Origin of the sequence: Gluconobacter sp. Dm-74, from assembly GCF_018256135.1 — a bacterium.
Classification (GTDB): Bacteria; Pseudomonadota; Alphaproteobacteria; order Acetobacterales; family Acetobacteraceae; genus Gluconobacter; species Gluconobacter cadivus.
Map to the genome: position 1 here is coordinate 95,798 of NZ_JAERLX010000009.1, position 15,988 is coordinate 111,785.

Sequence of the window (15,988 nt, forward strand, 5' to 3'; positions counted from 1 at the left end):
GCTGCCTATGATGGCGGAGACGTTTGTGAGTGCGCAGCGAGCTGCACATTTTTCCAGACCTTGCGCTGGTACGCGACGTTGTATCGGGGAGTGCTGGAGTTGTAGTTGCCGACCCGACGCCAGAACTCTGCGGCATTGTCCGGGGTGTGGCCTCCCAGTGCACCTGCCAGAACCCAGGCACCGATGTGGATGTTCAGACAGCCATCATTAATGATCTGATCGCGTGTGATCCCCATGCGGTCGAGTTCTGGCAGGTGCATCGAGTTCACCTGGGCAGGGCCCATGTCATAGGTGCCGTTCGTGTTTCGGCTGATATGTCCGACCCGACCGCCCTCAGTAAGTAAAATGGCTCGGTAGAGGAGTTCGGGCAGATGATACTGTTTGGCTGCATGGGTGATGCATGCCCCGAGAGACCCCGTAAAGCCCGTGGCAGGGGGTGACGCCGACTGGTCCCGTTCCCGAACCTCAGGCGACGAACGGGCTGTGCCGGCCCATGCCAGGATCCATGCTCCGGCCGCAATATTCATGCAGGCCTTGGATCGGACCTCTTCGGGATCAAATCCGGCGCGCTGAAGAATCGGCAACCAGCGAGGGTCAATTTTCATGACACCAAGGCCGGGTCCCGACGCATGATCTACGACACGCTCAATGGAGGCGATAGGCACGCTATAGGCGTGTGCGGCCAGTCCGGCACAGGGCGGAAGCGCTGTCACGGGAGAGCGATCGGATGCAGGTGATACTGATAGATCAGCCGCAGGATCATGAGTTCGTCGAGAACGTCAGGGAAATAGCCAAGAGCGCTCTCGTCGGACACGGGCCTGAAGTCATACAGGCGTGATCCATTCTGTTCCTGAGACAGTTCAAGGCCCACGCTTTCACCGTTGCCGCGCTGCGGGAGAAGCTGAATCGCCAGAAGCTCGGCGTTGGGCGTGAGACGGCTGATCAGGTCAACCAGCTCCCTGAAATGCCAGCCAATGGGATTGGAAGGCCGGGAGATCATCACAAACAGTTTTCCGTTTCTTGACCTCATCAAACGCCGGTGCCGGTCGATGCACCGCGTATAGTATCTGCGATCTTCCGGGGCCTGCGGATCCTTATGGGGGAACATGTCCTTCACCCCGAAGCGATCACGGAACGCAGCGTGACCGTTTTCGCCCGGTTTTGGAAGAAAATCTGCGAAATCGGTTTCAAGACAGTGCCGGATCATCCCGGGGGTTGCGTGGACCCAGTCGAAGGGCAGCGCGCCCGTGCGCAGGTCGGCGTTCCGGAGAATGGTTGCTGGCAGACAGTGTGTTCCAAGAGGAATCACATGCTTGACTCGATGCCCCCCAATCGTTCTGACACCGTAATTCGGCATCTTGGAAGAACGTCGATGCTTGTATCGACGCAGGGTTGTGCGCAAGGACATGAAGAGTTCCGGCGTAAAGTCATACGTTCCGCTCTTCACGCCTGAAACCACAGGCGTGTTCACGGTCTCAGGCAGCGTGAGGGCGTTGCTCATTGGGCGCTGCACAGATGAAGGGTTGAGTATCCATAATTGCCGTACCAGATGGTCTCGATCCCGAGGTCTGCTGTGCCGGCTGGGCAGCTGTAGCCGCCCGTGATGCTGTTTGTCCGGTTGTAACCGGAAAAGCCGTTTGTTGTGGTCGGCACATAACCTGAGATCTGGGCCTGTGGTGCACGCCAGACACCGCTTTGACACACCAGAAGCAGTCCCGAGTTGTCATTTTTGGTCGCTAACGCGCCGTTCGGACTGCACCCGTTTCCTGGCCACGCATTGCCATTATCGGTCCCCAGCCTGACAGTGGTAGCTGAAACATTTCCCGCGCCAAGATCGGCCGCACTGCCGTCGGCATGCTGAATGTATGTCGTTCCGGGCGCTCGGATCGCTACGTTGTCATTGTCTCCATAAAAACACGCGTTGCCGACGTTGAAGGCACATCCCAGTTGCGCCACGCGAACCGAGTTCTGAACATCAAGGCGGTCGCCAATGCTCACGTACCCCTGATTGTTAATGTAGGTACGAACACCTCCACCTGTACCGACGCCCAAGCTTCCTTCGTAGTAACCATCCCAGCTATGAACGCCGCCGCCCCAGCCGCTTGGCAGACCCACATACGGATCTAGGCCGTAAGTGCCAATGTTGGAGCTGAAATGCCCTTCACCTGCCATCAGATTGGCTGCTGAGCCGTCATAGTGCTGCAGATAGACAGCACCTGGAGTTCGCACGGCGGCATTGGTGTCATCGCCATACAGATACGCACTCGCCACCTTTACGCCGCCATAGCCACCGTTCGGGTTCCCACCAGCGAAGACGCCTCGCGTTGCGTTGACATCATTGGCGTTATTTAGGTTATTGCCCCCCATATCGAGAGGCGCCCGCATCGTGTTCAGCTCGGGGTGGCCGGCCACAGCGGTCCGATACAGATAGTCGTTCGTCGTCACGCCAGCGTCCGATGACCCCGCACTGGCAGAGACCAGACCGACAAGATGCCCGGGGCCAGGGTTGGGGAGGCCCGCCATATTGAAACGCCAGGTTCCGCTCGCGCCGTATGCCGTGTCAGCCGTCAGTCCACCAAGCATGCCGTCATAGGGAACAAAGCCACCCTGATGGCCAGTCATGGCCGCGACAGAGACTTCGTCCTTTGGGATGTAGGATGTACCGCCGCTGCTCTCGATGACAGCACTCAGCACACCGGAGGTGGGTTGCTGAATATAGACGCTCCAGGCCTGTCCATCCGGATTTGTCGCCGTAAATGCAGGCGGGAGGTCGTGCTCACTGATGAGCGTTGACAGCGCAATCTGCGTGGTCCCGCCGACCGGAATAGCAGCCGTCAGTTCGCTGGTGTGCGCGTTTTCATATTGTCCGGCCGCCCGGATCAGGTCCTGAAACTGGCCAGCGGTCACCGCAAGGCTTCCCTGACGCGTGCCATTCTCGACCATGGAGTAATAGCGCGGCAGGATCATGATTCCGATGACCGTGGCGATCATCAGTGCGACGATTGTGTTCATTGATATCCCGTGCCGCTCAGGCTGATGTAGGAAACGGCGTCGCCATCTGGCACTGCGACCGGAAGGGCTCCCATGTCACCTGACGCTGGGGTGAACCAGTGCCCGCTTCGCGCTGTTCCAAGGGAAAGATCGCCATTCGCGAGCAGGATTGCCCGCGAAATGTCGGCGGCTTCCATAGGCATCCAGGCAATGACCGAGACCGATTGGCCCGTGCCCGTGATGCTGTTTTGCGCGGCTGTGACCAGGGCCGCGTTGTTCCCAAGGGTCAACGCGCTGAGAGGTACAGAGGATCGGGTTGCCGGATGGTTTTCGAGGTAGAGAAGCAGGGCCGCTTTGTAGGCAAGCCAGGCCTGCGCAGTCTCGGTCGTTGACACCAGGGGGGACGGCAGATTCTGTCGTTGGATGACCCTAAGGCCATCCATTGAACTTGCGGCCATGATCACCAGAGCCAATGCCAGAATGACGTAGGCCATACGCCTTCAGTTCGAGTATTCGAAGGTGACATTGACTTGTGTGGTCCCGGATGACGCATCGCAGTCATTCGCGATATTCACTGCGGCATTAGAGTCCGACATAATGACTTCGGTACCATTGATAGTGACGCCGTACGCATTCTGGCTCCGGGCGAACGTGGCGCAAGCGTCTCCGTCAACATTCGTCCAGGCTTCGGAATGCCCTTGGTTCCATGGGGCAATCGTCACCTGGGAATTGCCCCACGGGCCAAGAATGGTCGTTCCATCACCATTCTGCATGGATTTCGGAACCAGGCCCGCCTTGATGGCGACGGAATTGTCCAGCCCTGTGTAGTTGCGGGTGGTCATCCCGCCATTGATGTAACCACTGATGTTGGTAGCAAGCTGACTTTGCTCCGCGGCGGCCGTGCTGCCATTGTTTTTGGCGAAGACGGCATAACCACCCACCAGAACAGCAATTAGCGCAAGTAGGACAGCGCCGGCTTTGATGAGGAGTGATACAATCTGATCCATGATAATTCCCCTGATATAGTCCTGGGAGCATTATCGAACGGGTCTTTGTGAGTGCGGACGCAATCGGGATATCATTTACATCGGGCCGATATCGCTCATGCCTGAACCGATGTTGTTGGACGCTACGATCAACGCACCGGCAATCAGCATCATCATTGCGTTCGCAAAGCCTTTCGCTGCTGCCGCCTGCTCCAGGGTCGTGAACTCGATCTCATCAGCCCAGGCGCGACTTGACTGCAGAAGACGGTCATAAGCTCCGGTGCCGCCCCAGCTTGCCTCGATGTCGTCAATGACTTCCGGGGACGGGAAGGCGAACCCGGAATCTTCCATAGCCTCGGGCAGGGACATGCCCCGTGGACCCAGACGGTCAAGAATGGCTTCGAGACGTTCACGAAGCCAGGGTGTGGCAACCTGCATCTGATGGGTGAGGGCTTCGGTATCTGTCATCCCGGCCCGAACCAGGGCAATAAAACTCGAGATCCAGATGTAACCCTGAATATTGCGATAGATGGACCAAGGCGCTGTGCGCTCAAGGAACACCCGAAGAGGCCCTGTCAGCTTTGTGAGACTAAGCCAGAGCAGTATCAATGCCCCAACCAGCCCACTGAGGATCAGGACACCATTCAGGCCGGTCGCGAGACTACTGGCGAAAACAAGCATATCCTGTGACGTACTCGCTTTCATCTTCATGCCGCCGTTCATGAGTAGCGAGGGAATGACCATTTTCGCGATCGTATAAAGGAACGCGAAGATGATCCCGACATACATCAGGGGCTGGCCAATCGCACTCCTCGCCGCCCGCATGATGCGTCCCACCCGGGTTTTGATATCGCACAGGAGGTCCATTGCAGAGGCGATGTCGTCTCCTTTCTCGCCGGAGAGGATCATCATGTATTCGTCATGAGGGACGTAAGGCCTTAGCGCCTCGGCGAAGCTCATACCCTGAGCGGCCATTCTATGTAGCACCTTGTTCAGGATCCGTGGCACGGAGGTCTTTTTCCTGCGCTCCTGCTGACGGATATACAGGAGCATAATGCGTTCCAGCTCCGATCCCTGCCTGAGCCTGATGGCAATCATCCGATACAGTCGCGCCCGTGTCCGCCATGTAAAGGCGACGTGAATATCCATCCACTGTGCAAGGTCCTGGGTGAGCCGCGGCTTTTCAGCCGCCGCAGACGTGTAGACAATCCGAAGGCTCATGGCAGTTTTGCCCCTGACAGTCGTTCGCTCATGACGGCGTCACGCGTTCGGATCCGATCAACGGTTGCCGTCACGGCAAATGGATCGACAAGCCCCTGGAAGACACGGCCCATTGCTGTCTCGACCATCGACGGATCGGCATCGGGCCGGGCTCTGAACCGATGCCGGGCGATGGCTACGCCATGATTGACGAAGTCAGACATCAACTGCTCGTCCGTTTCGACAACCTCGGCAACCGTGGTTCGACCGGAGATGCCAGTACCGAAGCAATGAGGGCATCCTGGCCCTTTTCTGCGGACCGCGCTGAGATCCTCGCCCCATGTCGGGACAGCTTCGCAGGTCCTGCGTGGCAGTCTCTCGTCAGCGACGGTCCATGGAAGCGAACAGTGTTTGCAGAGGACAGGAAGCAGACGTTGCGCGACGACGCCCCGGACGATGGAGGCATTGCAGGTCGTGCGGAAACTCAGGCGTTCGAAATCCATGTTCTGAAACCGCAGAGGGTAATCGAACGGATCGTCCACATGGAGCGTACTCATCACGAAATGGCCTGTCTGCGCGGAATCAAACGTGGTCAGCGCGACTTCGCTATCGCGCATTTCTGCGATGGACAGGTCATCCGGATCCATACGTAGCGCGGTCCGTAGGCGTGCACGGAACTCACGACCCGCTTCTTCGGACGTCAGGGCATTCGAAATATCAAGCTGGATACCCCAGTGCATGGGATACTCAGCAGGCTGGGCGATCTCGACCAGGCGCCGCTCCGGCTGGGTCCGGGCTTTGTGCAATGCGATCTCGTAGAGCAGGGTCGTCTTCCCGGATCCGGTGGGGCCGGTACAAATGAGGACGCCTGAAGGCGAGACGGCGATGTTCAGGATGCGGTCGACCTGGCTTTGCGTGAAGCCGTATTCGAGCAGTTTGAGCTTACCTTCAGGTCTGCGCGGAGTTCGGAAGGTAGTCTGCTGCTGCGGCTGACTACGGCGATTGCCTCCGGATTTCACGTATTGAAGGCGGATGACCATGAACTTTCCACCTTCCGAAACCGGAAGGCACGGGCCTTTGACAATACGGACGTTGGCGAGCCCTGTTCCCTTGAGAATATCGCCAGCAATGGCCGCGTCCTGAAACGACAGGTCGCTGTATGCGCTGTCACGGGAGGTCGCCATCGTGTACATCGCCCGCAAAAGACGATCCGCATGCTCGTTCGTCAGCTCATGGGCAACCACGAGTGAACCGTTGATTCGAAACTGGACTTCGGTGTGGCGCTCTTTGCGGTGGAGGTGGATATCAGACACACCGCTTTCGGCTCCTTCGCGAAGAAGAGCCAGCGCCTCATCCCGAACTTCGGCGTCTTCACTTTCTTCTGTGTCCGAAAGGCTTCCTGTTTCATGGGCGTTCTGAATGCGGGCCGTCACGTCACTGATCGGCTCCCAGATAACCTTCAGGCAATCCAGCTGGGGATGCCTGCGCGTATTGGCAATCCAGTCGAGAGCGTCGGCTGAACGCTGCAATCTCTGGTTGACATAGACAGCCTGATTCACCGGATCGAGATGGATCTGGCTTCGCAACCCTGTTGGAATTGTCAGAACATTCGACGATGTCCCGACTTTCTTTGGCTTTGTCTTTTTCAGAAAAGCGAGCATTTCAATGGTCTTTCAGGTCTGGCGCTGCGCTAGGTGCGGGCCGGGCGATAGTCGGCCCCGCTCCTGTGACCTAGTTCGAGGTCCGGAGGGATGGCTTTGGCGTGGCAGTGACAGGCGCAAGCGTGTGCGTAAAAGAAACCTGCATCTGCCAGGAACCCGTCTGCGACGCCGACTGGGCGGGCAAGACAGTCCGTGAAAGTGATGTGACCCTAAGGTTCTCAAAGGCGTCCCAAGGAATGTCCCGCGGATCAGTCTGAAGGCTGAAGGACATTCGGGTGGTCTCTGTTGGCACCTGTCTTCCGTTCACCAGAAGATTGAGCTTTGACGAGTTAAGCGCCGGAATGACCCCGCTGCGCTGCAGGATGCCGATAAGCGTTCGTTCATTATAGCCCGCTATCGTGTCCTGCCGTTTTTTGAAGCTGTAGGACAGGGGACGGTGCGTCACGATGGCGTTTCCGTTGTCCATAAGCTCACCCTCTGGGGCATCAGCCATACTGCCGCCAGTTCGGTACCAGTGCAGATCGATCACGTCGCCTTTGCAGGACGCATGGTCCAGGGTCCAGCCGGACGCATACGGAGAGGCGGGGATCATCGACACGCATCCGTCGATCCATTCCGATGGAGGGGGCTCACGCTTCGCGACGACTTTGGGAAGCCGTTTCGCGCTCTCTATCAAAGCCTTGCGGGCGAGTTCCCGACGTTGGTCCAGAACGTGCAGATGGTAGAAATACGATGCTACGCCGGTAAGAAAGAGAAGGCCGATGACAACGGCCGCAGACGTATAAATGGGGGCGAGCGAGGTTGACCGGACCTTGAGAGGAGCGTCTGGCAGATCTTCTAAAAGCGCTTCAAATTCGCGGGACGAGAGAAGATCTCTCTGGTCGAACGGATAGCCGGAGAAGGTCGAGCGAACAGCTTCGATCGCCTCTTCACGATAGACGCCGTCTGACCCCGGCAGAGGTAGCCCTTCTTCGTCGGTGGCAATGATCCAGAACTGGTCAATCCCGACCTCGTATTCGCCGTAGTATCTCCCCCCGAATTTCTCGCTGATGGCCAGCGCGAGGCTGTGAAATGGCTCTTTGGTATCGACGGTCTCAGCGGACAGGAACCCAACGTGCTGAGGGTAAGTCCGGCTTTGCACATAGTAATTGCTGCTGAATTCGGCAGCCACCTTGTGGACAGTCAGCAGGGACGGGGCGCGCTCGAAGCTGCGCCATCTCAGATCGCCGACCCAGACCCGTCTCTCGTTGCGAATAAAGAATGCCATCGGACCCTCAGCGCGAGTACGTCGGTGGAGGGAGCGTGTTCGACCCGCCCGGAATGGCAATGATCTGCGTGCCGCTCGGCTGACTTCCGGTTGCGTTCAGGCGGCTTCTGGACCCGTTGGAAGAGATCTGGACGCCCGAAGATGTCACCGCGAGCACGACGCTTCCGTCCGGAAGTGTAACCCCCTTTGACACCTCGGAGGTGCTTCCGTCTGCAAACCTGAGAATGGCAGACGCCGTGTGATTGTAAGGATCAACCAGCAGGGCGTCATAGGTGGGAGGCTTGGGCAGGCTCTTTGGGAGAGGATGGTCGTCGTTCGATCCTTCACGCGGAGGTGGCGAGAGGGGCGGTGCCAGCTGCGTATCAAGCGCCGCCCGGGGTGCTTGTCCCTGCACCTGTTTCTCATTCTGCTTGCGCTCGTTCGCAGCGATAGCCGTTGTCAGGTCAGACGCTGCCTTTGCCTGTTGAAGATACGTCAGACAGGCATTGTTCTGATCAATCTGAGCCATACTCAGAACCTCACCAGCGGCCGGCTCATTGAGGTGCTTTGCGCAATCCAGTGTCGCCGCCTGCGCCAGGCCGGGCAGAGTAAAAGCGACCGCTGCTGCGATGAGGTGTTTCATAGGGTGCGAGCCTCGACTGTGACGACAACATGTGTTTTGGAAACCTGGGCGTCGCCTCCGCCACCTGTGACCCAGTTCAGGGCTGAACCGACACCGTTGCGCGTACGGGATGTTGCATCGTCGACATAGCCGCTCAGGACGAGGGTTGAGCCGTTCTGTAGAGCCACTGTGTCATCAAGCGACGTGTTCGAGCTCTTGGGCGCCTGAAGGCTGGAACCATTGGACGTAATGGTCTGAATCGACAGAAGCGTCTGGAGGAGGAAATTCACCCTCAGAAGAATGCGGTTATCGACGATCTTTGGCGTCACCGACCCCATGAAGCCGGACATGATGACCCCAGGAGACAGCGAGTTGGCAGATCCGGCATTGGTCGCGAGTGTCGTCGTCGTATTCGCAAGATATGTCGTGTTGATACCGTTCTGGAACGGAGCTGTAACGCCGTTGGTCGTCACCACGCCCCGATCATACTGTTCGGTGACGTTTCCGAGCTGCTGAAGCGCCTGGACGACAAACTTGGTCCCTGAGAACTGTCCTGTTGCTCCGGTCGCCGTATCGAGAATGGACGCACCAAAGCTGAATGGTGTGTCCGCACTCTGCAGGGCCGGAATTGCAGCAGGCATCGCCGCCATTCCGAACGCCTTGCCGTAATTCTTGAGGGCAAGCTGCGGACTCCAGCCGTAGTTGCTCTCATGCGACACTTTGACAGTGTAGACATGGACCTCGACGGCGACCTGCTTCATCAGGCCATCGTTCAGGTTCTTCATCCAGTCGTCGACACGCGCGATCTGGTCGGGCGTGCCAGTGGCGGACAGCGTGCCCAGGCCTTCATCCGCGACCACGCTTGCTCCTCCTGACACGATCTGCGCGGTGTGTTCGATGGTCTTCCAGCGGTTGGTCTTACTGGTACTCGATACCGAGGCGATACCAGAAGACTGTCCTGAAGACTGACCCGACGAGCTTCCCGAGCCGGTAGATGCCCCGCCGCCACCCGAGCTTCCCGACGATGACCCTGACGATCCCGAGCCACCACCCGTGTAAGCTATGATGGACGTGTTTGCCTGTGTGTCGCCCGCAAAGGCAGGCACGGTGAAGGTCTTGGTAAGCGTGCGGTAAAACTCGACATGACCGTCGACGAAGCGCTGCCACACCCCAAAGCGCGTGGCGAGAGCCTGGAATACGCCTTCCCGTGTGCCGTCATACTTCAGCCAGTCGCCGCTACCGTTCCAGCTCTGCCTGGCACTCTTTCCCTTGTTTCCCAAAGCGGCTGACATGGCAGACATCACCGGGGGAGGGGGAAGATTGGTTCCATTGAAACTGACGGATTGTGGTGTCGCCGTACCGATCTCGCTACCATCGTCAGCATCCTCCGCATCCGGCATGATTCTGACAGGAACGCTTGTCAGGCGGCTGGCCAGAATGGCCGCGTCCCGAAGCGACGTGGGGCGCGCGATCGTTATGGCGGCGGGATGTTTCAGGAGGTCTGGAATGGGATCGACATCCTTAATCGCGTCACCAAGAAGCCAGGGCTTGTCGCTCTCTGAAATGACCGGGATGTTCGGGACGTGCTGACGCTCGGCCGTGTTCATGACATCGGCTTCGCGATGCTGGGCGTCCTGGAAGTCCTGGCATCCGGAGAGAAGTGTGCCGGCTGCCAGTGTTGCCAGGAATGTGGTGCGTAGTTTCATCGGCCGCCTCCTGGCGAAGTTACAACGAGGTATCTGTTAGGGGTGTGGAACTCCGCCCGAATGGACTTCCCTTCGTCCGATACTGTCTGGATGACGGACGACATGACGGTTTTGAAATCACCGTTGAAGGTCGTCATGGCCGGCACCATCCAGTTCAGGGAGGCTGGCCAGCTGATCTTCCAGCCAGCGCGGTCAGCCCAGGCCATCATCTGGTCCCGGATGGGTTGCCCTTCCACAAGCGTCCAGACTTCCGCAGGGGGCTGAAGCTTCACCAGCGCCGGATGCTCCGGATCCACGGGTGCCCGGACAGGGAGTGGCTTGGCTTCGACCTCATCCGGATGGGGTTGAATGACGGGGTTTTGTGGGGCCAGCTGGACTGGACCGGGTAGTGGCGTCTGCTGAGGTTTTTCAGGGGCAGGCGGCCCCGAAACCAGAACGTCCTGTTCAGGGATCTGGAGCGTCAGGGACGCACCGCTCCGAAGGCTGCAGCTGCCCTTGCGCCTCAAAGCTCCGGCGTTGTCATGTCCGTAAAGACAGGTGGCAACAGCATCTTCGACATCCAGTTCCACCAGAAGATCCGCCCCTAGGGGAGAGACGGCATAGCGCACGGTCTGCGCCCCCGGATATGGCATGCCCTGTGGTGAGAGAGCGAAGCCCCGCTCGCGCAGGGTGTCCGTCAGCAGGGTCTGGGCGTGAGCGTCATCCGGGCCGATATAGGGTGCGAGGCGCAGGACTGTTCGCCCTGCATCCAGACTATGTGCAAGGATGTCCGCAATGAAGACGGTGAGGGCGGACGTGTCTCGAAAGCCCGCTCCGCTGATGTGGGACGTTTGTGACGGCGGAACTTCGGTGCAAGCGCTCAAGAAAGCGAGCAGCGACGCCACTGTGAGAGCATAAGGACGGCGCGTCATGCCTTTCCTCCATGAGAGATGCGAATTGTAGGAGAGCCGGGGTCGTTACCGATCAACAGGGCGTCAGTGACGGGTAGATCGACGACGTAAGAGTCACCGACCGTTCGGTACGGCTGGGTTGCGGTGGTGGAGGGTGACAGCACAACCAGACGAGGGGCGCGGTTGATCCCACCGGGCGGAAACTGAATGTAGGTATGATCGCCCTCGCGGTAGATCCGCAGAGGCTTCCATCCCGGGCTGCTGCCCGTCATGTGGAAGTCAAAATCTGGCGTATTCCGCCTGGCCAGCGCCTCTGGCGACGGCGGCGGCTCGGGCTGCGTCTGCGGATCGCCCGAAGCATAGCTGTAGGCAATGCTGCGCATTGAAGGGCCGACGGGATCAAGAATGACGATATAAGAGCGTCGACTGGTCGAGAAGCGCAGGATGGACTGCCTGGCGGCCGGGTCAGGCGTGAGTGCGACGGCCCATGCAGCGTGAATGCCGTGTGTTCCACGCACAAGATCTGTCCGCCATCCGGCTTTTGGCTCTACAGCAAGGGCCTCACTTGCGACTGTCTCACCCGGCTGAAGGCGAAGAATGCAGAGGGCACTTGGCGCGCAGCGCACCCGTGCATAGCCATCGCCGTAAGCGAACCACGTCAGGCCCGCTTTGCCAGCAAGCGGGCTGGCTTCATGCGATGCAGCCGGTGGGGATGTTACCGGCGGCGAAGATGCCTGGGCTTGTGGCGCGAGATTGATCGGGTGGGAGGGCGTGACAGCAAGCGCGGTTGTTTGTCGAACCGGCGTATCGATCCTCTGATTCAGGCTCCCCAAAAAGCCGTTGATACGATCAAGGCTTTTTTGCAGGGCCAGCTCGGGTGACGGCATCCCCGGAACATCGACTGTCACCGGGGTCTCGGTATTCTCACCCGCACACCCGCTGAGCGCTGCAAGACCGACGAGCGGAAGCATGAAAAGAGCGTTCTTCATGCTGTTAGTGTGGCGGACTCCTTTGTGAGTGCGGACAGTTCGTCTTCAGAAGGCATCCGGATGACCGTACCCAGCCCAACACCATCCCTGAGTTCTCTGGCAATGTCCTCGATCACGCCGCCGAGGGCGGTGCTTGAATCCTGACCGGCTTTCATCCGGACGTCTTCGCGACGCTCGATTTCCTGCTCGGCCGACCCCCGTGGGAAAACCCTTGCGAGGCGTCGACGTGCTTCCGTCGTTCCTAACGCGTCATAAAGGCGGCGGCGCAGCGCCGTGTCCTTTGGACTGGTGGAGAGAGCCCAGAGTTCAATCGGCCCCATGAGATTGAGAACGAACAACTCGTAGAGCTCGTGATTTACGCGCGTCTGCCAGATGAGTGGGGCACCGCTTCCATCGGCGCGAGGGCCGTTCAGTCCATTGCGTACGATGGCCTGCGCAGCTGAACTCAGGCGGAACCGTGTGCAGATCTCATTGGCTTCGTCTTCGTCGCCTGCCCCCAGGATGAAGCGACCGGTCGAGTGAGAGATGAGATAGTCCCCAAAGTCGGCGAGCTTCTGGCTGGCAAGGCCGATTTTTACGTTGAGCTTCGCGCCGCGCCGTGCCGCCTCTTCGAACTGCTTTTGCACGAACGGGGCACCTGCGGTTCTCTGGAACTCGTCGCACTCAATCCGCTTGAAGCTTTCCCGAAACTCCTCGAAACGCTTGCGATGATACGGACGCACATGGAGAGGGACGTATTGGGCATCCTCTGGATGTAGGAAGAAGTTGCGCGAAGCGATCTGAAACCCCAGAAGATACATAAGATCTGTCTGGCGCTGTGCCTCTCCCTGACCCTCCGGCGCGACCCGGTCAATGTCGATGACCACAATCCGCGCATCTCCAAGATCCAGACGTGTGGGCTTTGTCAGACTTGGAAATTTTGCGACGAAGTGATTGAGGTATCGTCGGAAGACGTCAATGGAGGACTCTGCGCCGCCTGTCGGGTTCGTCTTGTCGAACTCCATGCGGATGCGCTCTTCACGCACGACCTCGACGAGATCGCCGATAACCGGAACGGCAAACTGTGTTGCGCGGTGCGCCATGCGCATGTCGCCGGCGTTTGCCAGCAGGTCTGCAACTTCCCACCAGGACGTATTCCGCGTCGCCACAAGACGATGGTGCGCAAGAGCCGCGTCGATGCCCGAGCGATCAACGCCCTCACGGTACATCTTTGGCCGCACAGAGGGTCCCGTGTCAGAGAAGTATTCATACGCGGCCGTAATGAGCGCGTCGATCAGCTGGTTCATGCCCTCGAAGTCTGAGCCATCCAGCGGCTTGCAGATCTGCGCGATGAAATTGGTCAGAAACGTGCGGTGATAGGGCAGCGGTGCCCGGCAGCATGTTTCGGTATCGAAAATATTGTAAGCGTGTTCGTCAATCAGCTGAAACGGAATATGGATTGCAAGGTGCCGGTCTTCCTGTCGCAAGCCGGCCTTGACCATATCGATAAACCCTGAAGACGAATCTCCAACGTCCATCTTGCCGATCAGGGGCAGTTTGGCGCCTTGAGCTGTCATTGCAGCAGGGCTCAGAACCGTGGCCAGCAGGAGGGCATTGGCCAGCATGGATTTGCCGCGACGAGAAGGCGCTACGAACAGGTCAAGTACCGCCTCGCGCCCTGAGCCAGCAGGGTCATAAGGAACCACGGTGCCGTCGTTCGCACGAAACAGCATTGCGCCGTCGGCCCAGGGCATCCCTGGCCTGGCCCATGGCATCATCGTCAGAATCTGGGACATCGGGCCAGGGGTCGGAGGTGCGGTCGAGGCAAGGGCGATCCCGAGGACGGAAGACAGCACACCCGCAAGCGGATCTCCACACACGCGGCTGGCCTGAGCACTGTCCCAGGACTGGATGGCCTGCTCCAGCCTTGAGGCGCGGGTGCGGAGTGTCTCGGTGTCACCGGCGTTCGAGCGGGTGGCGAAGGCCATGCGCAGCTTGACGATGCTGTCACTCTGGCTGTTACGCATGGCCTTCAGCTCTTCGAACCCGGAATTGATGGGGGTGTTGGAGCCGAATTTCAGGAACTGAGCGATCGTATCCTTCCACATCATGTAACCCGGTCGCACGCCTTCGATCAAAGCTGTCGCGCGCCATGGTATGCGACGACCCGACAGACGTGCCGCAAGCTCGGTAAAAGTCGGAACCGGCTTGTTGCTGACGCCCGGCACCGGCATTTCGGGTACACGCGTCAGCTCGATGGGGCTCCAGTCGAACACACCTATTCGGGCGGTCGAAAAATCAGGAGTGGCAGCATCGTCACGAAAGAGCTGTTCGCGCAACGGGGGCCATAAGGCCGCCGACGCATCAGGGGGCGCTTCAGTCTCCGGAATGGTTTCACCCGGGCTGCGAAGCGGCGTGGAGGGGGTCCACGAAGAGCCTATCGTATCGGGGTAGAGTTCGTGGCGAATGGCCTGAAGACCCTCTTCGGGGCTGAGAATATCGACCTGCACAGCCTCAGCACTCAGAGCATCGCAAGTGCCCTGAACGAAGGTCTGATGGATGGTGCCGAGTTCGAGGCTTCCCAAAAGTGGGTTCTGTGCATCACCAAGCGGCGGCAGACCCTTGAGGCGGTTGGCCCGCTCGCGCTTCGCCTGTGACACCTCCTGCGATGACAGGCATGCAGGTCTTGTCCAGAGCACAAGATACGTGCGCTCCTGACGCATGAAGGGCGGAAGCACCTTCTGTCGTTCCGTGAAGATATCTTCGAAATCGGCGTTCAGCGCACCTGCAACGGTCCGTCGTTCATCGAGGTTTCGCCGGATGCTCTCACCGACACCCTCAGGATCGGCGACATAGCAGAACTGCAACGCATGCCCGGGTCGGCTGAACTGACTACCTAGAGCCAGACGAAGTCGCGAGGATGCCGCGGCGATTTCAGCGCCGTTGGCAATCCGCCGCATTCCTCGCAGGCTGATGACGGTGGCGTAATCGCCCTGGAACGTGATCAGGCCGCGTTGATCGCAGGTTGCCAGATCGCAGAACGATGTCACGTCCCGGTGCAGATAGGTAGAGGCGGCGGCAATCCAGCGCAGGACACCATCAAGGAAGGAGGCTCTGGACCGGGGAAGACGGGGGCTTTCCTGCTCGTCTGAGTGCGCAGGTTTTTTACGTAACATCAGCGTGCCACTGCCCATTCTTGAGCCGCGTCGAGATAGCGGCGCGGATTATCTGGAAACCACGTGCCCTTCATGAGGATCCGCAGTCCTGTTTCATGGGCTTCCGGAAGAGGGTTACGAGAGAGGCTCTTCAGAGCGGATCGATACAGAGACGGGCGGTCCGTTCCGATTTTCTCCACGGCCCCGAGGCGGCAGGAGAGAAGCGCCTCGAAGGCACGCTTTGCGCTGAGCGCCTGACCAGTAAGCGACTGGTCGTGTACGGTATGGTCAGTTGCTCTTGCCGCTACATGAAGCGCTGTGACGCAACGCCCCAGAGCACCTTGATCCAGGTGGGGAAGCCATATCAGGGTCGCAACATCGTCTATACCTGGCTCATCAAGGGCAAAGGCCGGAGCACAGGTCAGGCAGAGGGGTCTGCCTGCCACGCTGACTACCGCGAGCATGTGCTCGCAGCAGGTGCAGTGCCCGCTAGATGGTGCCTTCAGGTCCTCGACCATCAGCTTGTTTTTGCCGGTTGAGACGAGTGGACGGGACGACGGCAT

At 59.1% G+C, this 15,988-nt stretch carries 14 protein-coding genes; all 14 read right to left on the bottom strand.

Annotated features, from left to right (window positions below):
- Nucleotides 1-5 precede the first annotated feature (5 nt).
- Nucleotides 6-713, bottom strand: a complete 708-nt coding sequence (locus JK208_RS12465; protein ID WP_244901431.1) for a transglycosylase SLT domain-containing protein — start codon at nt 711-713, stop codon at nt 6-8.
- A complete protein-coding gene (locus JK208_RS12470; RefSeq protein WP_099287125.1) occupies nt 710-1,501 on the bottom strand; it encodes a DUF1796 family putative cysteine peptidase in 792 nt (263 codons plus the stop codon). Before JK208_RS12470 ends, JK208_RS12465 begins: the two co-directional genes overlap by 4 nt.
- Entirely contained in the window at nt 1,498-3,012 is a 1,515-nt protein-coding gene (pilV, locus tag JK208_RS12475) for a shufflon system plasmid conjugative transfer pilus tip adhesin PilV (RefSeq protein ID WP_099287124.1), read from the bottom strand. The genes JK208_RS12470 and pilV overlap by 4 nt, the downstream gene beginning before the upstream one ends.
- Nucleotides 3,009-3,485 carry a type IV pilus biogenesis protein PilM gene (gene pilM, locus JK208_RS12480; protein ID WP_099287123.1) on the bottom strand — a complete coding sequence of 159 codons (477 nt, stop codon included), beginning with the start codon at nt 3,483-3,485 and terminating at the stop codon, nt 3,009-3,011. The genes pilV and pilM overlap by 4 nt, the downstream gene beginning before the upstream one ends.
- A 6-nt stretch (nt 3,486-3,491) precedes the next feature.
- The gene (locus tag JK208_RS12485) at nt 3,492-3,998 is read right to left on the bottom strand and encodes a type 4 pilus major pilin (protein ID WP_099287122.1); all 507 of its coding nucleotides are present in this window, start codon (nt 3,996-3,998) and stop codon (nt 3,492-3,494) included.
- A gap of 75 nt (nt 3,999-4,073) precedes the next feature.
- Nucleotides 4,074-5,198 (bottom strand): type II secretion system F family protein, encoded by a 1,125-nt coding sequence (locus JK208_RS12490; RefSeq protein WP_099287121.1) that lies wholly within the window; start codon nt 5,196-5,198, stop codon nt 4,074-4,076.
- Entirely contained in the window at nt 5,195-6,838 is a 1,644-nt protein-coding gene (locus JK208_RS12495; RefSeq protein ID WP_099287120.1) for a GspE/PulE family protein, read from the bottom strand. The genes JK208_RS12490 and JK208_RS12495 overlap by 4 nt, the downstream gene beginning before the upstream one ends.
- A gap of 70 nt (nt 6,839-6,908) precedes the next feature.
- Nucleotides 6,909-8,105 carry a type 4b pilus protein PilO2 gene (pilO2, locus tag JK208_RS12500; RefSeq protein ID WP_099287119.1) on the bottom strand — a complete coding sequence of 399 codons (1,197 nt, stop codon included), beginning with the start codon at nt 8,103-8,105 and terminating at the stop codon, nt 6,909-6,911.
- Between the two features lie 7 nt (nt 8,106-8,112).
- Entirely contained in the window at nt 8,113-8,727 is a 615-nt protein-coding gene (gene pilP / locus JK208_RS12505; protein WP_099287118.1) for a type IV pilus biogenesis protein PilP, read from the bottom strand.
- Nucleotides 8,724-10,412, bottom strand: coding sequence for a pilus assembly protein PilN (locus JK208_RS12510; RefSeq protein WP_099287117.1), 1,689 nt, complete (start codon nt 10,410-10,412; stop codon nt 8,724-8,726). Before JK208_RS12510 ends, pilP begins: the two co-directional genes overlap by 4 nt.
- Nucleotides 10,409-11,323: a toxin co-regulated pilus biosynthesis Q family protein gene (locus tag JK208_RS12515; RefSeq protein WP_211503457.1), complete on the bottom strand. Its 915-nt coding sequence runs from the start codon at nt 11,321-11,323 to the stop codon at nt 10,409-10,411. The genes JK208_RS12510 and JK208_RS12515 overlap by 4 nt, the downstream gene beginning before the upstream one ends.
- Nucleotides 11,320-12,273: a TrbG/VirB9 family P-type conjugative transfer protein gene (locus tag JK208_RS12520; RefSeq protein WP_244901430.1), complete on the bottom strand. Its 954-nt coding sequence runs from the start codon at nt 12,271-12,273 to the stop codon at nt 11,320-11,322. The genes JK208_RS12515 and JK208_RS12520 overlap by 4 nt, the downstream gene beginning before the upstream one ends.
- Before the next feature lie 14 nt (nt 12,274-12,287).
- On the bottom strand, nt 12,288-15,446 hold the full coding sequence (locus tag JK208_RS12525; RefSeq protein ID WP_244901429.1) for a type IV secretion protein DotO: 3,159 nt from the start codon (nt 15,444-15,446) through the stop codon (nt 12,288-12,290).
- Nucleotides 15,446-15,988: a hypothetical protein gene (locus JK208_RS12530; protein ID WP_082780044.1), complete on the bottom strand. Its 543-nt coding sequence runs from the start codon at nt 15,986-15,988 to the stop codon at nt 15,446-15,448. The genes JK208_RS12525 and JK208_RS12530 overlap by 1 nt, the downstream gene beginning before the upstream one ends.